Source organism: Gibbsiella greigii (assembly GCF_039540155.1).
GTDB classification, from domain to species: Bacteria; Pseudomonadota; Gammaproteobacteria; order Enterobacterales; family Enterobacteriaceae; genus Gibbsiella; species Gibbsiella quercinecans.
Genome location: NZ_BAABEM010000008.1, coordinates 263,400 through 286,807 on the forward strand (window position 1 = coordinate 263,400; position 23,408 = coordinate 286,807).

At 55.6% G+C, this 23,408-nt stretch carries 25 protein-coding genes and 2 tRNA genes; 17 read left to right on the top strand and 10 right to left on the bottom strand.

The window, feature by feature from the left end; genetic code table 11:
- Positions 1-168 precede the first annotated feature (168 nt).
- The 3 genes from AC559G_RS09570 to AC559G_RS09580 form a co-directional block, all read right to left on the bottom strand.
- On the bottom strand, positions 169-609 hold the full coding sequence (locus tag AC559G_RS09570; RefSeq protein ID WP_498912379.1) for a hypothetical protein: 441 nt from the start codon (positions 607-609) through the stop codon (positions 169-171).
- Between the two features lie 411 nt (positions 610-1,020).
- Positions 1,021-1,449, bottom strand: coding sequence for an adenine nucleotide alpha hydrolase family protein (locus tag AC559G_RS09575; RefSeq protein WP_498912380.1), 429 nt, complete (start codon positions 1,447-1,449; stop codon positions 1,021-1,023).
- A 450-nt stretch (positions 1,450-1,899) separates the two neighbouring features.
- A tRNA-Lys gene (locus AC559G_RS09580) sits at positions 1,900-1,975 on the bottom strand.
- A 347-nt stretch (positions 1,976-2,322) separates the two neighbouring features.
- Here AC559G_RS09580 and cycA point away from each other — a divergent pair.
- The gene (gene cycA / locus AC559G_RS09585) at positions 2,323-3,723 is read left to right on the top strand and encodes a D-serine/D-alanine/glycine transporter (RefSeq protein WP_438596677.1); all 1,401 of its coding nucleotides are present in this window, start codon (positions 2,323-2,325) and stop codon (positions 3,721-3,723) included.
- 73 nt (positions 3,724-3,796) lie between these two features.
- Here the strand turns inward: cycA and rutR are convergent, their stop codons facing one another.
- Positions 3,797-4,447: an HTH-type transcriptional regulator RutR gene (gene rutR / locus AC559G_RS09590; protein ID WP_438596676.1), complete on the bottom strand. Its 651-nt coding sequence runs from the start codon at positions 4,445-4,447 to the stop codon at positions 3,797-3,799.
- A 332-nt stretch (positions 4,448-4,779) separates the two neighbouring features.
- On the opposite strand from rutR, the gene rutA reads away from it, so the two are divergent.
- The 6 genes from rutA to rutG all read left to right on the top strand — a co-directional run bounded on the left by rutA (position 4,780) and on the right by rutG (position 10,139).
- Positions 4,780-5,871: a pyrimidine utilization protein A gene (gene rutA, locus AC559G_RS09595; protein ID WP_498912381.1), complete on the top strand. Its 1,092-nt coding sequence runs from the start codon at positions 4,780-4,782 to the stop codon at positions 5,869-5,871.
- Positions 5,871-6,617, top strand: coding sequence for a cysteine hydrolase family protein (gene rutB, locus AC559G_RS09600; protein WP_498912382.1), 747 nt, complete (start codon positions 5,871-5,873; stop codon positions 6,615-6,617). The genes rutA and rutB overlap by 1 nt, the downstream gene beginning before the upstream one ends.
- A 39-nt stretch (positions 6,618-6,656) precedes the next feature.
- A complete protein-coding gene (gene rutC, locus AC559G_RS09605) occupies positions 6,657-7,043 on the top strand; it encodes a pyrimidine utilization protein C (protein ID WP_095848112.1) in 387 nt (128 codons plus the stop codon).
- 10 nt (positions 7,044-7,053) lie between these two features.
- On the top strand, positions 7,054-7,881 hold the full coding sequence (gene rutD, locus AC559G_RS09610) for a pyrimidine utilization protein D (RefSeq protein WP_498912383.1): 828 nt from the start codon (positions 7,054-7,056) through the stop codon (positions 7,879-7,881).
- Between the two features lie 17 nt (positions 7,882-7,898).
- Positions 7,899-8,426, top strand: a complete 528-nt coding sequence (gene rutF, locus AC559G_RS09615; protein WP_279029597.1) for an NADH-dependent FMN reductase RutF — start codon at positions 7,899-7,901, stop codon at positions 8,424-8,426.
- 393 nt (positions 8,427-8,819) lie between these two features.
- On the top strand, positions 8,820-10,139 hold the full coding sequence (gene rutG, locus AC559G_RS09620; protein ID WP_498912384.1) for a permease family protein: 1,320 nt from the start codon (positions 8,820-8,822) through the stop codon (positions 10,137-10,139).
- 32 nt (positions 10,140-10,171) lie between these two features.
- Here rutG and AC559G_RS09625 read toward each other — a convergent pair whose 3' ends face one another.
- On the bottom strand, positions 10,172-11,089 hold the full coding sequence (locus tag AC559G_RS09625) for a DMT family transporter (RefSeq protein WP_498912429.1): 918 nt from the start codon (positions 11,087-11,089) through the stop codon (positions 10,172-10,174).
- A 67-nt stretch (positions 11,090-11,156) separates the two neighbouring features.
- On the opposite strand from AC559G_RS09625, the gene AC559G_RS09630 reads away from it, so the two are divergent.
- Together AC559G_RS09630 and AC559G_RS09635 are read left to right on the top strand one after the other, a co-directional pair.
- The gene (locus AC559G_RS09630) at positions 11,157-11,732 is read left to right on the top strand and encodes a helix-turn-helix domain-containing protein (RefSeq protein ID WP_498912385.1); all 576 of its coding nucleotides are present in this window, start codon (positions 11,157-11,159) and stop codon (positions 11,730-11,732) included.
- Positions 11,733-11,858: 126 nt separating this feature from the next.
- Positions 11,859-12,323: a helix-turn-helix domain-containing protein gene (locus AC559G_RS09635; RefSeq protein WP_498912386.1), complete on the top strand. Its 465-nt coding sequence runs from the start codon at positions 11,859-11,861 to the stop codon at positions 12,321-12,323.
- Positions 12,324-12,393: 70 nt separating this feature from the next.
- Here AC559G_RS09635 and AC559G_RS09640 read toward each other — a convergent pair.
- Positions 12,394-12,481: transfer RNA gene (locus tag AC559G_RS09640), tRNA-Ser, on the bottom strand.
- Positions 12,482-12,757: 276 nt separating this feature from the next.
- On the opposite strand from AC559G_RS09640, the gene yccA reads away from it, so the two are divergent.
- Complete coding sequence (yccA, locus tag AC559G_RS09645) at positions 12,758-13,417, top strand: Bax inhibitor 1 family protein (protein WP_498912387.1); 660 nt, start codon at positions 12,758-12,760, stop codon at positions 13,415-13,417.
- Between the two features lie 112 nt (positions 13,418-13,529).
- A complete protein-coding gene (gene tusE / locus AC559G_RS09650; protein ID WP_279026924.1) occupies positions 13,530-13,859 on the top strand; it encodes a sulfurtransferase TusE in 330 nt (109 codons plus the stop codon).
- Between the two features lies 1 nt (position 13,860).
- Here tusE and yccX read toward each other — a convergent pair whose 3' ends face one another.
- Positions 13,861-14,139 (bottom strand): acylphosphatase, encoded by a 279-nt coding sequence (gene yccX / locus AC559G_RS09655; RefSeq protein ID WP_498912388.1) that lies wholly within the window; start codon positions 14,137-14,139, stop codon positions 13,861-13,863.
- A 96-nt stretch (positions 14,140-14,235) separates the two neighbouring features.
- On the opposite strand from yccX, the gene rlmI reads away from it, so the two are divergent.
- The gene (gene rlmI, locus AC559G_RS09660) at positions 14,236-15,426 is read left to right on the top strand and encodes a 23S rRNA (cytosine(1962)-C(5))-methyltransferase RlmI (RefSeq protein WP_438599136.1); all 1,191 of its coding nucleotides are present in this window, start codon (positions 14,236-14,238) and stop codon (positions 15,424-15,426) included.
- A 60-nt stretch (positions 15,427-15,486) separates the two neighbouring features.
- A complete protein-coding gene (hspQ, locus tag AC559G_RS09665; RefSeq protein ID WP_095848103.1) occupies positions 15,487-15,804 on the top strand; it encodes a heat shock protein HspQ in 318 nt (105 codons plus the stop codon).
- 89 nt (positions 15,805-15,893) lie between these two features.
- On the opposite strand, the gene AC559G_RS09670 is transcribed toward hspQ, so the two are convergent.
- Positions 15,894-16,310, bottom strand: a complete 417-nt coding sequence (locus AC559G_RS09670; protein ID WP_498912389.1) for a CoA-binding protein — start codon at positions 16,308-16,310, stop codon at positions 15,894-15,896.
- Between the two features lie 217 nt (positions 16,311-16,527).
- On the opposite strand from AC559G_RS09670, the gene AC559G_RS09675 reads away from it, so the two are divergent.
- Positions 16,528-17,199, top strand: coding sequence for a DUF2057 domain-containing protein (locus AC559G_RS09675; protein WP_498912390.1), 672 nt, complete (start codon positions 16,528-16,530; stop codon positions 17,197-17,199).
- A 109-nt stretch (positions 17,200-17,308) separates the two neighbouring features.
- Complete coding sequence (locus tag AC559G_RS09680; protein ID WP_438599139.1) at positions 17,309-17,767, top strand: methylglyoxal synthase; 459 nt, start codon at positions 17,309-17,311, stop codon at positions 17,765-17,767.
- Positions 17,768-17,806: 39 nt separating this feature from the next.
- Here the strand turns inward: AC559G_RS09680 and helD are convergent, their stop codons facing one another.
- The gene (gene helD, locus AC559G_RS09685) at positions 17,807-19,861 is read right to left on the bottom strand and encodes a DNA helicase IV (protein ID WP_498912391.1); all 2,055 of its coding nucleotides are present in this window, start codon (positions 19,859-19,861) and stop codon (positions 17,807-17,809) included.
- Between the two features lie 159 nt (positions 19,862-20,020).
- Between helD and AC559G_RS09690 the strand changes: the two genes are divergently transcribed.
- Together AC559G_RS09690 and yccS are read left to right on the top strand one after the other, a co-directional pair.
- Positions 20,021-20,473: a YccF domain-containing protein gene (locus AC559G_RS09690; RefSeq protein WP_279026929.1), complete on the top strand. Its 453-nt coding sequence runs from the start codon at positions 20,021-20,023 to the stop codon at positions 20,471-20,473.
- A gap of 23 nt (positions 20,474-20,496) precedes the next feature.
- Positions 20,497-22,632 (top strand): YccS family putative transporter, encoded by a 2,136-nt coding sequence (gene yccS, locus AC559G_RS09695; protein WP_498912392.1) that lies wholly within the window; start codon positions 20,497-20,499, stop codon positions 22,630-22,632.
- Here yccS and AC559G_RS09700 read toward each other — a convergent pair whose 3' ends face one another.
- Positions 22,633-23,292, bottom strand: a complete 660-nt coding sequence (locus AC559G_RS09700) for a TfoX/Sxy family protein (protein ID WP_498912393.1) — start codon at positions 23,290-23,292, stop codon at positions 22,633-22,635.
- Positions 23,293-23,408: the final 116 nt, after the last annotated feature.

The following is a 23,408-nucleotide window of genomic DNA, read 5'->3' on the forward strand; positions in this document are numbered from 1 at the left end:
GATCAATGGTTTTTTAACGGTTCATCCCGGCCAAAACTCAGGCACGGAAAACACCCGTTGGCATACCAACTGATATCTCTATCGTAAATAGCAAGAAGAAATGACGACGATCACCCTAAAGGGTAGGAGAAAACCAACGTTAGGTATTACATACAATAATGATTTTCACTATTTATTCAATTTCACCATCCCTTTTTCCAAATCATCACGGAACATACCGCCAACATAATCCAACCCCATTTTTGTTACATAAACGCGGGGGTAACCGGATTCCGACTGCGTCACTATCATATAGCCGGCACAGGTCATTTCCTGCGTTGGGGTATTCATCCGCGTCAGCAGGCCACGCCCTCTACACCACTGGTAAAACCGGGTGCGGCCGTACCCTAGGGCCCCGCCTACCTCAGAGAGACTCTTTATTTCATTATGATTCGGGTGCAACGATAATGTTGCATTACAATCATTGTCTGCAACACCAAGTTTTCTTTTCAATCCAAGCTCCATGCAAAAAACAGAAATTAACATGAGAATTATCCGAACTTGTAATTTAGAAAAATTACAAGATAATTGCAATCTATTATCAACAATTTTATTATCGTTAAGCAGCATTCTCACGCTCGCCTAGATTGCGTAGGCGCCTCATCTACTGTTGTGAAAAAAGACAAACTGTATATTTTCCCTACAGAAAGCATGGCAATAACGATTATTGCTTACTACATCAAGAGTGAGCGGCAACATAATGATAGTGAGATCGAATTTAATTAAACCCGCACTTCAGACCGTTTATTTATTGTGAGAAAAATAGACGCATATAAATTCCCAATGTTTATTAAGCTATTATATTATTTTTATGCGAAAATTCTTAACCGACACTTCACAAATGAAAGGGTTAATAATATGGTTGAAAACTGTCTGACGAGCTTTGTAAACGGTCTATGCCGGTTGGGGAAAGCCGTGGGGGCAGAACGGAAAGCTCGGCGAAAAAAGTAATAGGCCCGCGCCGCTTTGCGGGCCAGGGGATTAACGGATGACCATTACCGAAGTTTTGGCATGGCGCACTATGGCCGCAGCATTAGAGCCCAGCAGATAGGTTTTTACATTTGGCCGGCGTGAGCCAATCACGATCAGATCGGCCTCGATTTCTTCTGCCAACTCAATCACCTCATCGCGTGGTGAGCCAAAGCTGATGGTATAAGACAAACGCTCCAACGGCAGATCAATTTCCGACATGATCTTTTTCAATTTGTCCGCGGCTCTCACCTCCGCTTGGTTTTCAAACTCCTTGATGCCAAAAGAATACGCGGTAACAAACGCCGAGGCATCCGGCAGCACGTGACAGAAATGCACCTTTGCATTCGACAGCTTAGCCAGATACTCCACATGCTTTAGAGTATGCTCGGTCAAAAAGTCCTCTTCAATATCAACCGGCACTAAAATGGTCTTGTACATAATCAATCCCTTCTATCACAACAGCGATGGGTATAGATTACTGCCGCAGGCTGGCGGCGTGAACCGCTTTGTGCCACTTTTTGTGATCGGGATTAAACTGCAGTGCAATTAAAACGCCGCAGAAAACCGGGGGAGAAATTGAGCGCCAGATGGGGTTATCCCGTTGGCAACCAGGCGTCACACTGGCGCAGTAAAGACCGAAAATTCAGCAATCAGCCACATTAATGACTTGAGACATACTAGGGCAAACGCAACCGCAGCCATGGCAAAACCCGCCGCCCGCCCCACCCGCTGGGCATAAAAAAAGAGGCATCAAAGATGCCTCTTTTTTGCTTAACCTATTGATTAAGCCTGTCGGCAAAACCGGCAGAACCGCTGCCGATTTACCCACCTGCGGCGTGCCAAGAACGGGGCCACACGAGGAACAGCACCTAAGTGCTTGTTTCAAAATGGTGGGTCGTATAGGGCTCGAACCTATGACCAATTGATTAAGAGTCAACTGCTCTACCAACTGAGCTAACGACCCGTTGGCGTGGATTATTCGCTTCTGGACGGCCGGTGTCAAATACTTTTATTCATTAGTTTTTCTCATGCGAGTTTTTTAACCGCTAATTTAATCAACGAGATACTGATCACAAAGGCTGTTCATTTGCTATGGCGAGGAGTAATCTTCCGGCCCCAAGACCTCCAATTGGCCACAACCGTGTAATCATTAATCAATGTGACGAAAATCATATCGTTAAATTAATGTTACACAAGAATGGCGTTATTGCACTACCTTACTAAAGCCGGAATAACCGGATTAAATGTACTAAAAGAGCCATTTTAGAGCTTATTATTTCACTCATGACAGGTAATACAGGACATCATCAGATGGTAGATCAATCTAAAATAACCACCGATGCAGCCACCGCATCAGAAGATAATCTCCGAAGGAACCTATCTAACCGGCATATTCAACTGATCGCTATCGGCGGCGCTATCGGGACTGGGTTGTTTATGGGATCGGGCAAGACCATCAGCCTTGCCGGGCCATCCATCATTTTCGTATATATGATCATCGGCTTCATGCTGTTCTTTGTGATGCGGGCGATGGGCGAGATTTTACTCTCCAACCTGCAATACAAATCCTTCAGCGATTTTGCCGCCGACCTGCTCGGCCCCTGGGCCGGCTTCTTCACCGGCTGGACCTACTGGTTCTGCTGGGTTGTCACCGGCATTGCCGACGTCGTGGCTATCACGGCCTATGCCCAGTTCTGGTTCCCGGAGCTTTCGCAATGGCTCGCTTCGCTGCTGTGCGTGCTGTTGCTGCTTGGCCTTAACCTGGCGACGGTGAAAATGTTCGGTGAGATGGAGTTCTGGTTTGCCATGATCAAAATCGTGGCCATCATCGCCCTGATCGTCGCTGGCCTGGTGATGATCGCCATGCATTTTCAATCGCCTACCGGCACTACCGCGTCGTTCTCACACCTGTGGGATAATGGCGGCATGTTCCCGAAAGGGATAAGCGGCTTCTTCGCCGGCTTCCAGATTGCAGTGTTTGCGTTCGTCGGTATCGAGTTAGTCGGTACCACGGCGGCTGAAACCAAGGATCCCGAGAACGTACTGCCACGCGCGATTAACTCGATCCCGCTACGCATCATTATGTTCTATGTGTTCTCGCTGATTATCATCATGTCAGTGACGCCATGGAGTTCCGTCGTTGCCGATAAGAGCCCGTTTGTCGAATTGTTCGTCTTAATCGGCCTGCCTGCCGCCGCCAGCGTGATCAATTTCGTGGTACTGACCTCTGCGGCCTCTTCCGCCAACAGCGGCGTGTTCTCCACCAGCCGCATGCTGTACGGCCTGGCACAGGAAGGCGATGCGCCAAAATCTTTCGCCAATCTGTCTAAACGCGCCGTACCGGCCAACGGTCTGACCTTCTCCTGCATCTGTCTGCTGGGCGGCGTGGTGCTGATTTACCTGATCCCCAATGTCGTGACGGTGTTTACGCTGGTCACCACAGTATCGGCCATTCTGTTTATGTTCGTTTGGAGCATTATCCTGTGCTCTTACCTGGTTTATCGTAAAAAACGGCCACTACTGCACCAGAAATCGCGCTATAAAATGCCGGCGGGTAAACTGATGTGCTGGGTTTGTCTCGCGTTCTTTGCATTCGTGTTGTGCCTGCTGTCGCTGCAGAATGATACCCGTCAGGCGCTGATGGTTACCCCGCTGTGGTTTGTCATACTGGGCGTGGGTTATCTGCTGGTCCGCAACAAAAAAGCGGCCTAATCCCCAGCGCTTCATAAAAAAACCCGGCAGCTGCCCGGGTTTTTTCTTATCTCATCCACTGCGGGAGCGGCTGTTACTTCCCCTGCTGGCGCGGCACGATGCCGTTGATGATCACCTGCTGCACATTCTCAACCGTCTGCTGGAAAAAATCATCGTCCTGCAAGCTCTTCCCGGTCACCGCCTCGACCTGCACCCAGAAATCCGCGTAATGCTGCGTGGTGGCCCACAGCATGAAAATCAGATGATGCGGCTCCACCGGCGCCAGATGCCCCTGCGCAACCCAACGCTCAATCATGGCGGATTTCTCATCCACCAGGGTTTTCAATCCCCCCTTCAACTGTTCCTTAAGCAACGGCGCCCCCTGGATCATTTCCAGGCAGAACAAGCGCGATGCCTGCGGATGGTGGCGTGAAACCTCCAGCTTCAGCCGGATATATTCACGGATCGCCTGCAGCGGCTCTTGATCGGGGCGCAGCGCTTTCAACGGCGCCAACCACACATCAAGGATGCCTGTGAGCACGGCAACGTACAGATCTTCTTTTGACGGGAAATAGTACAGCAGGTTGGTTTTGGAGACGTCCGCCCGCTCCGCCACCTGATCAAGACTGGTGCCATGAATACCGTACAGGGAAAAAAACTCCAGTGCGGCATCCATTATGGTACTGCGTTTGGCGGCTACCGCGCGCGAACGGCGCGTCGCCGGCTTTACCGATTGTTGCTTCACAGCATCTCCTTGGCGCAACCGTGATTTTTATCAGCATAACAAAGCCGATCGGCGAAACCCACGCTTTTACCCTCCCCCGCCAGGTATTCAGATGCACCGTTTATGGGCAATCACGCCTATTTTTTGTGCAGATGATTTTTACCAAATGGTCTGTTTTAGACCATTCACTCAATTATTGACTTAGATCAAATTAACAGCCATTTGATTCCACTCGCTTTTCTAAAACTGGCATCGCCTTTGCAACAGCGAAATCAGCGCCGCGCAATTCGGAACCCGCAGGAAGCACTCAAGCAGCGCCTGAATCGTCCCATTTGCAGACCCGAGGTGTTCAAATGAAAATTGGTGTATTCATCCCGATCGGCAACAATGGCTGGCTGATTTCCAGTAACGCGCCACAGTACAAACCCACGTTTGAACTGAATAAAACCATTGTTCAGAAGGCGGAGCACTACAACTTCGACTTCGCGCTCTCCATGATCAAACTGCGCGGCTTCGGCGGTAAAACCGAATTCTGGGACCATAACCTGGAATCATTCACCTTGATGGCCGGGCTGGCCGCCGTAACGTCGCGCATTAAAATTTATGCCACCGCGGCGACGCTAACCATGCCGCCGGCCATCGTGGCACGAATGGCATCCACCATCGATTCCATTTCAAACGGGCGCTTTGGCCTGAATGTGGTGACCGGCTGGCAAAAGCCCGAATACGAGCAAATGGGCATGTGGCCCGGCGATGACTACTTCGGCCGCCGCTACGACTATCTGGCCGAATATGTCCACGTGCTGCGCGATCTGTGGGGCACCGGCAAGTCAGATTTCAAGGGCGAGTTCTTTCAGATGAACGATTGCCGCGTCAGCCCGCAGCCTCAATCCGGCATCAAAGTGATCTGCGCCGGGCAAAGCGATGCCGGCATGGCGTTCTCGGCCAAATACGCCGACTACAACTTCTGTTTTGGCAAAGGCATCAACACCCCAGCCGCCTTTGCGCCGACCGCCGCACGCCTGAAAAAGGCCGCGGATACCGAAGGCCGCAACGTAGCCTGCTATGTGCTGTTTATGATTATCGCCGATGAAACAGACGAGGCGGCGCGCGCCAAATGGGAAAGCTACAAGGCCGGCGCCGATACCGAAGCGCTGGCCTGGCTGACCGAGCAAAGCGGCAAAGACACCACCTCCGGCGCCGACACCAACGTCCGCCAAATGGCCGATCCCACCTCCGCCGTGAATATCAATATGGGCACGCTGGTGGGCTCTTACGCCAACGTTGCGCGCATGATGGATGAAATTGCCACCGTTCCCGGTACCGAAGGCGTGCTGTTGACCTTCGACGATTTTATCAAAGGGGTCGAGGACTTTGGCGAACGTATCCAACCGCTAATGAAAAGCCGTGCCGATGTCGTTTCCCCCAACCGTGAGGTCGCCTGATGAAAGTTGTCGAAAATCATACCGTAGTGCGCCGCCAGGCGCCGGAAACCGGGAAAACCGTTACCCTGCCAGCGCGCCCAGAGGCGATTGCCTTCGCGCCGCAGGAAACCGCGCTGATCGTCGTTGACATGCAAAATGCCTACGCCTCGCAGGGCGGCTATCTCGATTTGGCCGGGTTTGATGTCTCGACCACCGCACCGGTGATCGCCAATATCAAACGTGCCATTGCCGCCGCCCGCGCCGCCGGCATCAAAGTGATCTTTTTCCAAAACGGCTGGGATAAACATTATGTGGAGGCCGGCGGCCAGGGATCGCCCAATTGGCACAAATCCAACGCCCTAAAAACCATGCGCAAGCGCCCTGAACTGATGGGTAAGCTGCTGGCCAAGGGCGACTGGGATTACGATCTGGTGGATGAACTGCAGCCGCTGCCCGGCGACATCGTCATCCCTAAACCGCGCTACAGCGGCTTCTTCAATACCCAGCTCGACAGCCTGCTGCGCTCCTACGGCATTCACCACCTGGTGTTCACCGGCATCGCCACCAACGTCTGCGTGGAATCCACGCTGCGAGACGGCTTTTTCCTTGAGTATTTCGGTGTGGTACTGGAAGACGCTACCCACCAGGCCGGCCCGGCATTCGCCCAGCAGGCGGCGCTCTACAACATCGAGACATTCTTTGGTTGGGTATCAGACGTAGACAGTTTTTGCCAGACCGTTGCAGCACCGCTCAGCCGTACGGCCTGACGGCTGCCCGTTAATCAACTTTTTATTAAGGAAATCACTATGCCAAAAACCATCATCACCCCAGCAGGCACCGGCAAACCACTGGCGCCTTTCGTACCCGGCACCCTGGCCGACGGCGTGCTGTATGTCTCTGGCACGTTGGCTTTCGATAAAGACAATAACGTGGTGCATGTGGGCGATGCCGCGGCACAAACCCGGCACGTGCTGGAAACTATTAAAAGCGTGGTGGAAGCCGCCGGGGGCACGATGGACGACGTCACCTTCAATTCGATCTTTCTTACCGACTGGCAAAACTATGCGGCGATCAACCAAGTTTACGCCGAATTCTTCCCCGGCGACAAACCGGCGCGTTACTGCATCCAGTGCGGGCTGGTAAAACCGGACGCGCTGATCGAAATCGCCAGCATCGCCCATATCGGCCGTTAAAGGAGAGACGATGTATTTTGAGATCCTGGGGAAAGATACCCCGCTGGCGCAAACAGTGGTGCTTTCCGCCGGCCTGGGCGGCAGTGGCAGCTTCTGGCAGCCGCAGCTCGCCGCGCTCGGCGAGCATTTCCGGGTGATCATTTACGATCATCAAGGCACCGGGCGCAGCCAGGGCACGGTGACGGAAGGTTATAGCATCGCCGACATGGCGGAGGAAGTGGCGCAGTTGCTGCATGCGATCGGCATCGAAAGTTATTTTTTCGTCGGCCACGCGTTAGGCGGCATGATTGGCCTGCAACTGGCGCTCACTTACCCACAGCGGGTGGAAAAACTGGTGGTGGTAAACGGCTGGCCGGTGCTGGACAGCCAAACACGGCGCTGCTTTAACGTCCGGCAGGATCTGTTGCTTAACAGCGGCGTAGCCGCCTACGTGCGCGCCCAACCGCTTTTCCTATTCCCGGCCGATTGGCTTTCCGCTCATGAGCAGCAGTTAGCCGCAGAACAAGCGCATCAGACCGCGCATTTCCAGGGAACGGAAACCCTGCTGCGCCGCCTGCACGCGCTGATGGCCGTGGATTTCCGCCCGCACCTGGCCAGTATCACCACGCCAACCCTGGCGCTGTGTTCCCGCGACGATCTCCTGGTGCCCTACCACTGCTCACACCAGTTGGCGGAAGAGTTGCCCCAGGGCGAGTTGGTGCAAATGCCCTATGGCGGCCACGCCATGAGCATAACCGACAGCGAAAACTTTAACCAGATTCTGCTGGGCTGGCTGCTGAAGACACACATGCAGCCCTTGCCACAGCAACCCGCGCAGCGGCCCGAACAAGTACGGTAAGCAACAGGAGAAGCACGATGCAGTCAACGGCCCTTTTCACCACGGCGGCGCTGCCGCCCTGTGTGGAAAAACAGGATTTCCGCGATGCCATGGCGCGCCTTGGCTCAGCGGTCAATATCATTACCACCGACGGCCCGGCCGGACGCGCCGGGTTTACCGCATCGGCCGTTTGTAGCGTGACGGATACGCCGCCAACGCTGCTGGTGTGCCTGAATCGTTCGGCCTCGGTATATTCCGTGTTCCAGCAAAACCAACGGCTGTGTGTCAATACGCTGGCGGCGGAGCATCAGTCGCTGTCCAACCTGTTTGGCGGCAAAACGCCGATGGAGATGCGTTTTTCAGCCGCGCGTTGGGCAACCCTGGCGACCGGCTCGCCGATCCTGCTTGGCGCGTTAGTCTCCTTCGATTGCCAAATAACCCAAACGGTTAGCGTAGGTACCCACGACGTGCTGTTTTGCCAAGTCGTCGATGTGGTGCGCAATGACGAAGGGCATGGGCTGGCCTATTTCGATCGCCGTTATCACGCGCTGAAAGCACCCGTTTAATGCCCTCACCCCAACCCTCTCCCAATGGGAGAGGGAGCAGTGTAGCGATAAGGGTAACAGGCGGAGTTTCATGCCGCCCCTTACCCCAGCCCTCTCCCTATGGGCGAGGGAGCAGTGCGATGATAAGGGTAACAGGCGGAGTATCATTCCGTCCCTCACCCCAACCCTCTCCCCATGGGAGAGGGAGTAGTGCGGTGATAAGGGTAACAGGCGGAGTTTCATACCGCCCCTAACCCCAGCAATCTACCCGCGGGAGAGGGAGCAGTGCGGCGATAAGGGTAACAGGCGGAGTTTCATGCTGGCACGATACTCCCCCTCTCCCCCGCGGGAGAGGGTTGGGGTGAGGGGCAGTCAAACCGCATTTCATGCAAACCACACACACTGGAGATGACAATGGCGAATACCTGGTTCCCCACATGGCGTATCAAGCAAGGTAATCTCGATGGCACGGTGGTCGCACCTGACGAACGGCTGCCGCTCGGCCCCACGCTGGTGATGGGGCTGCAGCATGCCGTCGCGATGTTTGGCGCTACGGTACTGATGCCATTGCTGATGGGCTTCGATGCCAACTTGGCCATCCTGATGTCGGGCATCGGCACCCTGCTGTTCTTCCTGATCGTCGGTGGCCGGGTGCCCAGCTATTTGGGCTCCAGCGCGGCGTTTGTCGGGCTGGTGATCGCCCTTACCGGCTACAGTGGCCAGGGCGCCAACCCCAATATCGCGCTGGCGTTGGGGGGTATTATCGCCTGCGGCCTGCTTTATACCGTGATTGGCTTTATCGTCTTGAGCGTTGGAACACGCTGGATTGAGCACCTGATGCCACCGGTCGTCACTGGCGCCGTGGTGATGGCGATTGGCCTTAACCTGGCGCCAATCGCCGTGCGCAGCGTCTCCGCGTCGAGCTTTGACAGTTGGATGGCGGTCGCCACCATCTTGTGCATTGGTTCAGTGGCGGTGTTTACCCGCGGGTTGATGCAGCGGCTGCTGATTCTGGTTGGGCTGATCGTCGCCTACCTGCTGTATGTCGTCGTCACTAACGGCCTGGGGCTCGGCAAGCCCATTGATTACAGTGCGCTGAGCCAGGCGGCCTGGTTTGGCCTGCCAACCTTTACCGCACCGGCGTTCGACGCCCATGCCATGCTGTTGCTGGCTCCCGTCGCCGTGATCTTAGTGGCGGAGAACCTTGGCCATGTTAAAGCCGTCGCCGGTATGACGGGGCAAAACCTGGATCCCTACATCGGCCGGGCCTTCGTGGGCGACGGGCTGGCGACCATGCTGTCGGGCTCGGTCGGCGGCACCGGCGTCACCACCTATGCGGAAAATATCGGCGTGATGGCGGTCACAAAAATCTATTCCACGCTGGTTTTCGTCGCCGCCGCGGCGGTGGCTATCGTGCTCGGCTTCTCGCCCAAATTCGGCGCATTGATCCACACCATCCCCGGCCCAGTGCTGGGCGGTGCCTCCGTGGTGGTCTTCGGGCTGATCGCCGTTGCGGGCGCCCGCATCTGGGTGCAAAACAAGGTGGATTTAAGCGATAACGGCAACCTGATTATGGTGGCGGTCACGCTGGTGCTGGGCGCTGGCGACTTTGCGCTGAGCATCGGCGGGTTCACCATGGGTGGGATCGGCACCGCGACCTTCGGCGCCATTCTGCTCAATGCGCTGTTGCGCAACCGTAAAATATTGCCGTTGGCCGATAGCTCAACACGTTAAAAGAGGGGCCAGGGCGTGCGCTTGCCGCCGCCCTACTCTGCCGCAATCGCCTTTTTGGCCTTGCGGCGCAGGCGCAGTTCGCTGACGATCACCCCCAGCACAATCAGCGCGCCGCCCAGCAGCGCCACGCCCGGCAGGCGTTCACCGGCAATGCGGCCAACGATCCCCGCCCATACCGGTTCGCCGGCATAAATCACCGTGGCGCGGGTTGGCGAAACGCTGCGCTGCGCCCAGTTCATGGTCAACTGAATAAGCGCAGTGGCGATGCCCAGGCCCACCGAGCTATACAGCAGATAGTTGGAATACGCTGGCAGGCGTTCGCCGGTAGGGACCATCATTAGAAATGACAGCAACGATGCGGTGGCCAATTGCACAATGGTGACCCGCCGGATGTTAACCTTGCCGGCAAAAGCGCCAATTAGAATAATTTCCGCCGCCACGGCCAGCGCGCTGACTAAAGTGGCTATTTCGCCAAAGCTCAGGGTAATGGAAGATCCATCCGGCCCGGCCAACAAGATTAGCCCGGTAAACGCCAGCAAGATCCCCAGCCATGCCATAATGCCGGGGAAGCGGCCGAGCACCAGCCACTGCAACAGCGGAACAATAGGCACGTACATCGCCGTCATAAAGGCCGACTGGCTGCTACTTATGGTTTGCAAACCCACGGTTTGCAGGCCGTAGCCGCACATGATGGCAATGCCGATAAACACACCGGCTCGAAGTTCATACCACGTCAGCCCACGCAGCGCCTTTAACGAGAACAAAAGCAACGCCAGCGCCGCGGCGCCAAAGCGCAAACCGACAAAAAAGAAGGGGCCGCTCACCAGCATGGCATGCTGAACCACCAGAAAAGTCCCGCCCCAGATCATCGTAATGAAGATCAGTATCGCTTCTTGAGGCCGGATAGTCAGAAACAGGTTTGGAATAGAGGATTTTTTTACCACCGCCACAGTATTGCCCTTCATACAGAGTGCAATATAATGCACAAACCTTGCCAGTATGGGGCATAGCCTGCAAATGAGCAATATAATGCACAATGGTAATCACGAACCGCCCAAGGTTCTACAATATCTAAGCAGTAATTTGCGCAGCTATCGCCGCCAGGCGGGGTTAAGCCAGGTGGCGTTGGCAGAGCTTTCCGGCGTTAGCCGCCGCATGCTGGCCGGTATCGAAGCCGGGGATCGCAACGTTAGCCTGGCGGTGCTGGATAAACTGGCGGAAGCGCTGGGCGTTTCTTTCAGCCACTTAATCCAGGCGCCGGAAGCACGCGGCGATTTTTTGGTCGGTGAGTTGGCTTGGCAAGGTCAAGCGGCGCAAAGCCAGGCACAGCTCAGTGCCAGCGTACCGGCACATCACCGGGTGGAGTTGTGGGAATGGTCCTTGATGCCGGGCGAGCGCTATGATTCCGTTCCCGATGCCGAAGGATGGCATGAAATCCTCTACGTCCTGGAAGGCACATTGACGCTGCAGTTGGAAAACCGCACTCTGACGCTACGCAGTGGCGAAACCCACGTATTCAACAGCAATCAGCAATATGCCTACTGCAACAACAGCGGCCAATTGCTGCGGTTTATCCGCAACGTCACGTTCTGAGCGGCCTGTCGCCTGGGTGTCGCCTTGCTGTCGTGGCCGATTAATCACCCGTGGTTACACTCATGGTTATTTTCAACCAGCACATACGGCAACGGTTCGCCGCCGTTATTCAGTCAGGAGTATGCCATGCAACACTACAACATAAGGGAATTGCGCTTAGCCAAAGGGTGGTCGCAGGAACAGTTGGCCACTATCGCAGGGCTCAGCACCCGAACTATCCAGCGCATTGAAAATGACCACCAGGCCAGCCTGGAAACCCTCGGCGCCATTGCGGCAGCACTCGGGATGCAGGTGTGCGATCTTACCCGCCAGGCGCCAGAACAAACGGCCTGCAGCACAGCGGAATTGGCAGCCCGGCGCCGGGTAGAAGACGAAGGCCTGCTATTGCGCAAGCTGGTGCGTTTTGTGGTCTTGAGCCTGATCCTGCTGGCCATTAACGGCGTTACCCAGCCGCAATACTGGTGGTCGCTGTGGGCGATCGGCGCCATCGGTCTGGGGTTAGTCATGCGCGCCGCCCGCACGCTGGTGCTGCGCGATACGTTGCAACGCTGGCAAACGCAGCGCCTGGCGCAAAAGCTCAAACAGCTATGACGCAAGCGCCCCGGCGTTAACCGGCAGATGCAAAAAGCCCCAGGCTTGCGATAAGCCTGGGGCTAAAATATGGCGGAGGAGCAGAGATTCGAACTCTGGAACGGTTTCCCGTCGACGGTTTTCAAGACCGTTGCCTTCAGCCACTCGGCCACCCCTCCGTAACGAAGCGCACTATAAACATAGCGGATCCACTTGTAAAGACTGCCCTCGTTCAACCGCACGAAAAACCAGCACACCCGGCGCAATAACGCCATTTTGCCATGATGATCGCGGCTACCAGCCGGGAACCCCGAACAGACGAACATCAAGGTACTTTTCCGTTGGGTTGACGCAATGATAACTAACGGTAAAGATTGGTAAACAAACTTTAATCAAATGCTTGCACTGCCTATCATCGTGATTAATTTTGTGATGACCTGATAAGAGAGATCATTATGGACCGTACTATCGTCTCATCCTCCTCGCGTGGCTCGCTGCTTAGTACGCATAAAGTCTTGCGTAATACCTATTTCCTGCTTTCGCTGACGCTGGCCTTTTCCGCATTGACCGCCACCGCCAGCACCGTGCTTGGCCTGCCTGCGCCAGGGTTGCTGCTGATGCTGGTGGGCTTTTATGGCCTGATGTTCCTGACCCACAAACTGGCTAACAGCCCAGCGGGCATTCTGGCGGCTTTCGCCCTGACCGGCTTTATGGGTTATACGCTGGGGCCAATCCTCAGTTCATTTATCGGCAGCGGCGCAGGCGATCTGATCATGCTGGCGCTGGGCGGTACCGCGCTGGTGTTCGTCTGCTGCTCTGCCTACGTGCTGACGACGCGCAAAGATATGTCTTTCCTGTCTGGGATGCTGATGGCTGGCTTTGTTGTGCTGTTGGTTGCTGTGATTGCCAACCTGTTCCTGCAAATCCCGGCGCTGCACCTGGCGATCAGCGCGCTGTTTATCCTGTTCTCCGCCGGCGCCATCCTGTGGGAAACCAGCAACATTATTCACGGCGGCGAAACCAATTACATTCGCGCTACCGTTAGCCTGTATGTTTCGCTGTACAACATGTTTATCAGCCTGTTGAGCATCTTGGGCTTTGCCCGCAGCAACTGATAACCGGCTTGTACGGCATAAAGCCCCGCTCACCCGAGCGGGGCTTTGTTTTTGGCGGCGGCAAAATTTGCTAGACTGCCGGGCGTGATGAATTACCCGTAAACGAGGCAGTATGTTGGAGTTTGAAGGCCGGATTATCGCTACCGATGCGCAAGGCTACCTGAAGAACAGCGCCGACTGGCACGAGGAGCTGGCGCCGATATTGGCCGCCCAGGAAGACATCGTGCTGACGGAAGCCCATTGGGAAGTCGTCAGATTCGTGCGCGATTTCTACCAGCAGTTTAACACTTCGCCGGCGATCCGGATGTTGGTGAAGGCGATGGCGCAAAAATACGGTGAGGAAAAAGGCAATAGCCGTTACCTTTATCGTCTGTTCCCGAAAGGCCCGGCCAAACAGGCGACGAAAATCGCCGGCCTGCCCAAACCGGTCAAATGCATTTAGCCTAATAGCGAATGCTAAACCCTGAATACGCCGTTATGCCGCGCGGCTCTACTAACAGACGTTCGATTTTGGCGTTGCGCGGCCCACCGTTTTTCAACCAGATCGTCAGTTGGTCCACCTGCTCCGCGTCGCCACACACCACCATCTCTACGCTACCGTCGTCCAAATTACGGGCATAGCCGGTCAGCCCCAGTTCCATAGCCTGTTGCTGGACGCTATAGCGGAACCCCACCCCTTGCACAACGCCATAGGCGTACGCGGCAATACAAATTTGTGTCATAATTGGCTCCTTTGCTGTAATCGTACTTTTTATGGCATGCCTATGTTTTACCACAGGTATGCCGTTCTTTTTACCTAGTTGGCTGCATACTTAATTATGACCGTACGTCTGTTTCTCGCCAAAGGCCGTGAAAAATCCCTACTCCGCCGTCACCCGTGGATCTTCTCAGGTGCGGTGCAACGTATTGAAGGAAAAGCCGTTTCTGGCGAAACCATTGATATTTGCGATCATCAGGGCAAATGGCTGGCGCGTGGCGCCTATTCGCCGCAATCGCAAATCCGCGCCCGAGTCTGGACATTCAAGCAAGATGAAGCCATCGACACCGGTTTTTTTATCCGCCGCCTGCAACAAGCGCAAGGCTGGCGTGACTGGGTGGCGAAACGCGATGGCTTGGACGGCTACCGGCTGATCGCCGGCGAATCCGATGGTATGCCGGGCATCACCATCGATCGTTTCCAGAACTTCCTGGTGCTGCAACTGCTGTCCGCCGGCGCCGAATATCAGCGCAGCGCGCTGGTTGCCGCGTTGCAGCACTGCTACCCCGATTGCGCTATTTACGATCGTTCCGACGTGGCCGTGCGCAAAAAAGAGGGATTGCCGCTGGCACAGGGCCCCGTGCTGGGCGATCTGCCGCCAGCGCTGCTGCCGATTACGGAACACGGTATGAAACTGCTGGTGGATATTCAGCAAGGGCATAAAACCGGCTTTTATCTCGATCAGCGGGACAGCCGCCTGGCCGCGCGTAACTATTCCGCCGGGCGCCGCGTGCTGAACTGCTTCTCGTATACTGGCGCCTTCGCCGTTTCTGCGCTGATGGGCGGTTGCGAACAGGTGATCAGCGTTGACACTTCACAGGCAGCGCTGGATATCGCCAGACAAAACGTCGAGTTGAACGGCCTGGATCTGCAGCGTGCTCAGTTTGTGCGCGACGATGTGTTCCAACTGCTGCGCAACTACCGCGCCCAAGGGGAAAAATTCGATCTGATCATTATGGATCCCCCCAAATTTGTCGAAAACAAGAATCAGTTGGCGAGCGCATGCCGCGGCTACAAAGACATCAACATGCTGGCCATGCAATTGCTGAACCCGGGGGGCATTTTGCTGAGCTTCTCTTGTTCCGGCCTGATGCCGACCGAGCTGTTCCAGAAAATCCTGGCCGACGCCGCGCTGGATGCCGGTTGTGATATGCAGTTTATCGAACAGTTCCGCCAGGCGGCCGATCACCCGGTGATTGCCACCTATCCGGAAGGCCTGTATCTGAAAGGGTTTGCCTGCCGTGTGATGTAACTTGAAATCGCCTGCTTTTGCCCACATATATAGAGCAAAGCACTTTTTCAGGAGGACGTCATGATTACCAGTAAATTTGGCATCGGGCAACAGGTTCGGCACAAGCTGCTGGGCTGCCTAGGGGTCATAATTGATGTCGACCCGGAATACTCACTGGCTCAGCCGAAAGCCGGTGAGATCGCGGTAAACGACCAATTGCGTTTAGCCCCCTGGTACCACGTCGTGATTGAGGATGAAGAGGGGCAGCCGGTGCACACCTATCTGGCCGAGGCGCAGCTCTCGGGCGAATACCCGGATGCCCACCCGGAACAACCTTCATTGGATGAGCTGGCCGAGTCGATCCGCCACCAGTTGCAAGCGCCGCGCCTGCGCAACTGAGCGCGTTGCACCGCTTCATCGCACACAAACCACCAGGGCTCGGCCACTCGCCGGGCCCTCATTATTTATCCGTCACGGGGGCCGGCCCTTTACGCACGCGCTAACCCTAGGCGCGGAATTTCAATTTTCGGGCAGCGATCCATCACTACCGCAAGGCCGGCCTCTTTTGCCAGCACCGCGGCCGCCTCATTGATAACACCAATTTGTAACCACAGCGCTTTGGCACCGATGGCGATAGCTTCCTGCGCCACCCCATAGGCCGCCTCGGCATTGCGAAACACATCCACCATATCCACCGGTTGAGGGATCGCCGCCAGTGTGGCATAAACCGGTTGCCCCAGTAGCGTTTGCCCCGCCAGCTTCGGGCTGACAGGGATAACCTGGTAGCCTTGCTGCAACAGATAGCCCATCACCCCGTAGCTTGGCCGCGCCGGGTTATCGCTGGCGCCAACCAGAGCAATGGTGTTGGTTTCTTGCAACAGTGCTGAAATTTCATGATCTTGCATGATCGACTCCTGATTGAATAAAGAAATCCCCATAAGCCAAGTGTAACCCTTCAGCGCGCAAGCGACAGCTGCGTTGGCTTTGCTGCCCCCTGCCGATCCGATGCCCGAGGGCGATAGTTATGTAAAAGTGTGAAAATTGTAATATAAATGAAATACTTTGACACACTATCCCTTGTGCCCGACACTATGCCATGTTCCCTTACACAAGGAGATGATAATGAAATTTGGTCTGGTGGTTGCGGGGCTGCTTAGCCTATGGCTCAGTGCGCCTGCCGTAGCGACGACCCTAAAACTTTCCCCGGATATCGATCTGCTGGTGGTTGACGGCAGACAAATGACCGGCTCGCTGCTGAAAGGCGCCGATAGCCTGGAATTGGACAGCGGGGAGCACCAACTCCTATTCAAAGTGGTCAAAACGGTCACGTCAAACTCGCACGGGCCGATCACCTACACCTCACAGCCCTTGATCGTGACGTTTAATGCACACAACACCCGCATGGTCAGCTTTGAACTGCCGCGCATTGACAGCACGCGCGACGGCCTGCAGTTCAATCACGCATTAAACTATCAGCTCGTCGACGACAGCGGCAAAAAATTGGCAACCAAAAACGATAAGCTGGCCACCATGGGTACCGATCTGGAAAAAACCATGATCGCATACAATGGCCAGAAGCATACCGCCTCGGTGCCGGCTTTCGCCCACCTGCGCGCCAGCACGCCTATCCCCCCGCCAGGCGTAACGCCACCGGGGCAGAAATCCATCACATTGAAAGAAGCCTATGTTTCAGAGCAAATGTTGCAATACTGGTTTCAGCAGGCCGATCGGGATACCCAAAAGCACTTTCTGCGTTGGGCCAATCAGTATACTGAAAACCGCGAAACGCCCTGACTTCTTATCTGAATCCGTGCTCTCTTCATATTTTCAGTGCTAAATGCTAGGCAGAGAAAAACAGTTTCAGTAACCTGTCGCTCATCTCCGCTCAGCAAAGGACATCAACATGGAAATGACCACCCGCACCATCGCCGTTCGCAAGCACATTGCGCTGGTGGCGCACGATCACTGTAAACAGGCACTGCTTCAGTGGGTTGAAGACAACCAAGCGACATTGGCGCAACACCAACTGTATGCCACCGGCACTACCGGCAACCTGGTTCAGCGCGCCACGGGGGTGGCGGTCAAGAGTATGATGAGTGGCCCGATGGGGGGCGATCAGCAGGTTGGCGCGCTGATCGCGGAAGGGCAAATCGATATGTTGATTTTCTTTTGGGACCCGCTGAACGCTGTCCCGCACGATCCTGATGTGAAAGCGCTACTACGCCTGGCGACGGTTTGGAATATTCCGGTGGCGACCAACCGTTCCACGGCGGATTTCCTGATCGCCTCTACGCTGTTTACCCGCGAAGTGGAAATCGCCATCCCCGACTACCAGCGTTATCTGCAAAACCGCCTGCAATAACCGGCGCCCGGCGGCCTGGTACTCCACCAGGCCGGCCGGTTACGGTTTTTTCTGCAGTGGCACGCCAATGTTATGCAATTGCTCAACAAAAACCGACGGGCGCTCACGACTCTGCAATAACCACACCTGATGTTTTGCTCGGGTCAGCGCCACGTACAGCAGGCGCCGCTCTTCCGCATGCGGAAAATCTTCCGGCTGCGGCAACAAGACATCTTCCAGCACCGACTCCCGCGCCGCCGCAGGAAAACCGTCATGCCCCTCATGCAGCCCGGTGATGATCACATACTCCGCCTGTTGCCCCTTGCTGGCATGGATGGTCATAAACTCGATGTTCAGCTTCGGCCACCGCGTCGCTGCCTTCTGCAGCACGTCCGGCTTGAGGTGGTGGTAACGCGCTAAAATCAGGATGCGTTCGTCCGGTTTGGCATAGCCGCTCAGCTTATCCAGCAGGTTTTCCAACTGCTCCTGCGGCAGGATCACCACCGACTTTTTATTGCCTTTGCTCAGGCTGTTAAGCGGCTTTTTCAGCTGATGCGGGTTCTGTTGTACGAAACGATTCGCCACTTCACCGATGCGCTCGTTAAAACGGTAGGTGGTATCAAGCGCGCACTGCGCCCCCTCGCCGAAGTTGTGGGAAAAGGCCGTCGTCAACGCTAATTCCGCGCCGCTGAAACGGTAAATGGCCTGCCAGTCATCGCCAACGGCAAACAGGCAAGTCTGTTTGTTCTGTTTACGCAATGCCGCCAGCAACAACGCCCGCTGTGGAGAAATATCCTGGAACTCATCGACCAGAATATGCTTCCAGGGGCTGATGAAACGCCCCTTATCCAGGATGTTCACCGCCTGGTGTATCAGCCCGGAAAAGTCCACCGTCCCTTCTTCCTTCAACGCGCCTTTCCATGCTTTGAGCAGCGGCGCCATCAGGCGAATGCGCTTGGCGAACAGATCGCGGACTTCCTCATTCGCCTGTTCGATCATCTCGGCCTGGCTGCCGCCGTGCATCCGCATCAGCCCCAGCCAGCGCTCCAGGCGCCCAGCCAACCGTTCGGCCAGGCGTTTATCTTGCCAGAAGTCCCCTTCCGGCACGTCCCATTCAAGCTCATCGACCAACCACTGCCGCCACCCTTTGGCCTGGGCCTTTTTTTCGGCACAGTTCTGCTGCCAGTGCGAGATCAACAGCGCCCGGCGAGCCTTACTGTCGGTTTCCAATTTGCTGATCGCCGGGGCTTTGCGGCTGCCCTGCTGAATAATCTGCAGCGCCAACGCATGGAAGGTTTTCGCCTGGATCGCCGTTTCCCCCAAGCGTTGTTTGATGCGTTCATTCATTTCCTGCGCCGCCTGGCGACCGAAGGCCAGCAGCAGGATTTGTTCCGGCGCCGCTTCCTGGCGGCGCAGTAGCCAGCCGGCACGCGCAACCAGTACCGAGGTTTTACCGCTCCCGGCGCCGGCCAACACCAACACCGACTCTTCACCGTTAACCACCGCACGGCTCTGCGAGGCATTCAGTGGCGAAGCCTCTACGTGCTGGAAGAAATCCTGATGTTCCACCAGCATGCGTTCGACCCACTGCTGATTGCGGTGGGCAACGCTTTGCGGGCCATGCTGTAGCCACTGCAGGCATGTTTGGTAGTCTTGCCGGCAGTTATCAAAGGCTTCCAACCTGGCGACCGGCATGGGCAACGCGCCGAAAGCCTGGCGGATTTGCTGTTGCAGCTTGTCAAGCTCCGCACCGTTAAACCAGCGGTCCTGTTGCTCAATGCGCGTAATTTGCGCCACCTGTTCCCGCAGTACCTTGGCGCAAACGGCGCTCATCTCGCTGCTCCACTGTTGCCAGGATTGCAACAGGTAGTGATAGAAGCGCTGTGTCTCCTGCCATTCGGTGCCGTGCAAACGCACCACTTTTTCATCAGGGAGTTCAAACTCCAGCTCGCCCCAGACAATCCCTCTTTTGCAGCGGATGTTGATCAACTGATTAAACGGGATCAGGTATTCGTGTTTTTCACCACTTACCTCAACGCCGGCATGCAGCAACCGCACACGGTTGTAAGGGTGCTGAGCAAGATGCTTGCCCAGCGATGTCGCTTTAAGTTCCATATCGTCGCGCCATGACTCAGTTGAGAATTAGATATTTACCAGTTTACCTGCGTTAAGCAGTGGCGCTCTAGCGCTAAAAAAAGGGTAGAATAGGCTCGATGTTACCATCACAACGCACCCGCCCTGCGGTTTGGCTATCATTAGAGCAGAATGACGATTATGCGTACTGTACTGAACATTCTTAATTTTGTATTAGGTGGTTTCTTTACCACCCTGGGCTGGCTGGTTGCCACTTTCTTCAGCATCGTGCTGATCATCACCCTGCCCCTCACCCGTTCTTGCTGGGAGATCACCAAGCTTTCGTTTCTGCCTTATGGAAATGAAGCCATTCACGTCAACGAATTATACCCTGAAAAAAGCAACGCGCTGCTCAGCGCGGGCGGTTCCCTGTTAAATATCATCTGGCTGATTCTGTTTGGCTGGTGGCTGTGCCTTTCGCATATTGCCGCAGGCATCGCCCAATGCCTGACCATCATCGGTATCCCGGTCGGGATCGCCAACTTCAAAATTGCCGCGATTGCGCTTTGGCCGGTTGGGCGCCGCGTAGTCTCTGTAGAAATGGCCCAGCAGGCAAGAAATGAAAATGCCCGCCGCCAGTATCAACAACGTTAACTTTTCTCTGCCAGGGGTTTTTTGTGCTCGCTTTAGCACCCGTGATGCGCCGCTACACGTACAACAGCAATTTGCTTTATAACCTGCGAATTTTTCTTTCACTGGCGGGGGCGGCGGCTGTGCCATGGTGGTTGGGCATCCCGACGCTGACCATCCCGTTGACGCTCGGTGTGGTTGCCGCCGCGTTAACCGATCTGGACGATCGCCTGGCCGGCAGGCTGTTGAACCTGGCCATCACCCTGTTCTGTTTCTTTGTTGCCTCGGCGTCTATTGAACTGTTGTTTCCTTACCCTTGGCTGTTTGCGCTGGGGTTAGCCATCTCAACCTGCGGTTTTATCCTGCTGGGGGCGCTTGGGCAGCGCTATGCGACCATCGCCTTTGGCGCGCTGTTGATCGCGGTTTACACCATGCTGGGCACCTCAATGTACGGCACCTGGTATCTGCAGCCGCTGCTGCTGGTGATTGGCGCCGTCTGGTATAACCTGCTGACGCTGATAGGCCACCTGCTGTTCCCGATCCGGCCGCTGCAGGAAAACCTGGCACGCTGCTATGATCAACTGGCCAACTACCTGGAGGCCAAAGCCAACCTGTTCGATCCCGACGCCGAACGCGACGCAGATTTGCCGTGGATGGAGCTGGCGATGGCCAACAGTTCCCTTGTCGCCACGCTCAACCAGACCAAAGCCTCTCTGCTGACGCGGCTAAAGGGCGACCGCGGCCAACGCGGCACCCGCCGGACGCTGCATTATTACTTTGTCGCCCAGGATATCCACGAGCGCGCCAGTTCTTCCCACGTGCTTTACCAGGCGCTTAGCCAGCAGTTCCGCCATAGCGACATTCTGTTCCGCTTTCAGCGGCTGCTGACCCTACAGGCCGCGGCTTGCCGCCAGTTGGCGCAGTCGATACTGCTGCGGCAGAAATACCAGCATAACGTGCGTTTTGAACCGGCGTTTACCCGTATTGAAGAAGCATTGGCGCGCATAACCATCACGCAGGAAAATCGCGAACTGGCCAAGGCGCTGTCCCACCTGTTGAAAAACCTGCGCGCGATTGATGCGCAGTTGGCCAACATCGAATCCGAACAGGTGCTGGCGAACGGCCAGACGGAAGAAAACAGCCTTTCAGACGACCGCATCACCGGCTGGAGCAATATTCGCCTGCGCATCAGCCGCCACCTGACGCCCCAATCGGCGCTGTTTCGCCATGCTATCCGGATGTCGGTGGTATTGTGCGCAGGTTACGCTTTTATTCAGTTTACCGGGATGCACCACGGCTACTGGATCCTACTGACCAGCCTGTTCGTCTGCCAACCCAACTACAATGCCACCCGGCGCAGGCTGGCGCTGCGTATTATCGGCACCCTGGCCGGTATTCTGCTTGGCTTGCCAATACTGTATTTTGTGCCCTCCCTTGAGGGCCAGTTGATCCTTATCGTCATCAGCGGCGTGCTGTTTTTTGCTTTCCGCACCGTGCAGTACGCGCACGCCACCATGTTTATTACGCTGCTGGTGCTGCTGTGCTTCAATCTGTTGGGTGAGGGATATGAAGTGGCCGCCCCGCGGGTCTATGACACGCTTTTAGGCTGCGCCATTGCCTGGGCCGCCGTCAGCTTTATCTGGCCGGACTGGAAGTTCCGCCAACTGCCAATGGTGGTCAGCAAAACGCTGAACGCCGACTGCCGCTACCTGGATGCTATTCTGGTGCAATACCACCAGGGGAAAGACAATAGCCTGCCCTACCGTATCGCACGCCGCGATGCCCATAATAGCGACGCGGAACTGGCTTCGGTGATATCCAATATGGCTGCGGATCCCAAAGCGGACAAAACGCTGCAGGAGGCGGCCTTTCGCTTGCTGTGCCTGAACCACACGCTGTTAAGCTACATCTCAGCGCTGGGCGCGCACCGTGAACGCCTGGAGAACACGGCCGTTTTGGATCTGCTTAACGATGCCGTGTGTTATGTCGATGACGCTCTGCACCAGGCGCCGCAGGATAACCAACGTGTCGCCCAGGCGTTGAGTGCGCTTTCCAACCGCATCCAGGCATTGTCGCCCGAGCCGGAAAGCAAGGAGCAGTTGGTATTGCAGCAAATAGGCTTAGTGATTGAACTGTTGCCCGAATTAACGGCGTTGAATGCGCAGATAGGCAAAGCTCAATAATTATTCATGGCGCGGCAAGGTGCCACGGACGGCCGCCGCACGCAGCACTGCCGGCCTTGCAGAAATGTTGTCAAACCAACTGAGCATGTCGCGGCGGATCGAAGCGGGCAATGCGGCATGATGATAGCCGGCAATGGCGCCAGCCAGTGACAGCAGCGCTTTCAGCCCCAGATTTTGTTGCTGCTGTTGCAGCAACAAATAACCCTCTTGCGCCCCAATCAGACGCAGTTGATATACGGTGCGGATGCCAGCTCGCCACAGAGCGCGCTCCATGGAAATATCAATATTCGGCAAATCCTTTAACCGCCCCAAAGCGTGATTTGGCGGCTGCAGATTTTTTCTAACGGCCCCGATCGCCCGGTTGGCAAACGCCAGAAGTTCCCGCTCCCGTTGCCAAAGCGCATCGTCCACCCAGTAGTAACGCATCGTGATGGGGAGCCCCCGTTTGGAATAGATCATATTTTCCATCCCCAGTGCGCGAAACTCCGCCTCTAAATCGCCAGGCGCGCGCAGATACAGTTCCCCTTCGGCAATAATGGCGAACATGATGCCATCGGCCAGCAAACCATACCCCCCGAACTGAGAGCGCGTTGTGATTTTGCCTAATACGCTAAAAATAGCCTTCGCCTGTGCCGTTCTGGCTGCATTTTTGCTTTTCATATATAACTCCCTTTAATAAACCGTATGCAAGTCATTCCCTAGTGCAATAAACGTAACTCGAACAACTAATTATGAAAAATACGCAGGTTCCCTTCCCCTGCCAATAACAAAATGGA

Excerpts from the sequence above, each read along its gene's own strand:
- AC559G_RS09570 (WP_498912379.1), bottom strand. The coding sequence starts at position 609 with ATGCTGCTTAACGATAATAAAATTGTTGATAATAGATTGCAATTATCT.
- AC559G_RS09575 (WP_498912380.1), bottom strand. The coding sequence starts at position 1,449 with ATGTACAAGACCATTTTAGTGCCGGTTGATATTGAAGAGGACTTTTTG.
- cycA (WP_438596677.1), top strand. The coding sequence starts at position 2,323 with ATGGTAGATCAATCTAAAATAACCACCGATGCAGCCACCGCATCAGAA.
- rutA (WP_498912381.1), top strand. The coding sequence starts at position 4,780 with ATGAAAATTGGTGTATTCATCCCGATCGGCAACAATGGCTGGCTGATT.
- rutB (WP_498912382.1), top strand. The coding sequence starts at position 5,871 with ATGAAAGTTGTCGAAAATCATACCGTAGTGCGCCGCCAGGCGCCGGAA.
- rutC (WP_095848112.1), top strand. The coding sequence starts at position 6,657 with ATGCCAAAAACCATCATCACCCCAGCAGGCACCGGCAAACCACTGGCG.
- rutD (WP_498912383.1), top strand. The coding sequence starts at position 7,054 with ATGTATTTTGAGATCCTGGGGAAAGATACCCCGCTGGCGCAAACAGTG.
- rutF (WP_279029597.1), top strand. The coding sequence starts at position 7,899 with ATGCAGTCAACGGCCCTTTTCACCACGGCGGCGCTGCCGCCCTGTGTG.
- rutG (WP_498912384.1), top strand. The coding sequence starts at position 8,820 with ATGGCGAATACCTGGTTCCCCACATGGCGTATCAAGCAAGGTAATCTC.
- AC559G_RS09630 (WP_498912385.1), top strand. The coding sequence starts at position 11,157 with ATGAGCAATATAATGCACAATGGTAATCACGAACCGCCCAAGGTTCTA.
- AC559G_RS09635 (WP_498912386.1), top strand. The coding sequence starts at position 11,859 with ATGCAACACTACAACATAAGGGAATTGCGCTTAGCCAAAGGGTGGTCG.
- yccA (WP_498912387.1), top strand. The coding sequence starts at position 12,758 with ATGGACCGTACTATCGTCTCATCCTCCTCGCGTGGCTCGCTGCTTAGT.
- tusE (WP_279026924.1), top strand. The coding sequence starts at position 13,530 with ATGTTGGAGTTTGAAGGCCGGATTATCGCTACCGATGCGCAAGGCTAC.
- yccX (WP_498912388.1), bottom strand. The coding sequence starts at position 14,139 with ATGACACAAATTTGTATTGCCGCGTACGCCTATGGCGTTGTGCAAGGG.
- rlmI (WP_438599136.1), top strand. The coding sequence starts at position 14,236 with ATGACCGTACGTCTGTTTCTCGCCAAAGGCCGTGAAAAATCCCTACTC.
- hspQ (WP_095848103.1), top strand. The coding sequence starts at position 15,487 with ATGATTACCAGTAAATTTGGCATCGGGCAACAGGTTCGGCACAAGCTG.
- AC559G_RS09670 (WP_498912389.1), bottom strand. The coding sequence starts at position 16,310 with ATGCAAGATCATGAAATTTCAGCACTGTTGCAAGAAACCAACACCATT.
- AC559G_RS09675 (WP_498912390.1), top strand. The coding sequence starts at position 16,528 with ATGAAATTTGGTCTGGTGGTTGCGGGGCTGCTTAGCCTATGGCTCAGT.
- AC559G_RS09680 (WP_438599139.1), top strand. The coding sequence starts at position 17,309 with ATGGAAATGACCACCCGCACCATCGCCGTTCGCAAGCACATTGCGCTG.
- helD (WP_498912391.1), bottom strand. The coding sequence starts at position 19,861 with ATGGAACTTAAAGCGACATCGCTGGGCAAGCATCTTGCTCAGCACCCT.
- AC559G_RS09690 (WP_279026929.1), top strand. The coding sequence starts at position 20,021 with ATGCGTACTGTACTGAACATTCTTAATTTTGTATTAGGTGGTTTCTTT.
- AC559G_RS09700 (WP_498912393.1), bottom strand. The coding sequence starts at position 23,292 with ATGAAAAGCAAAAATGCAGCCAGAACGGCACAGGCGAAGGCTATTTTT.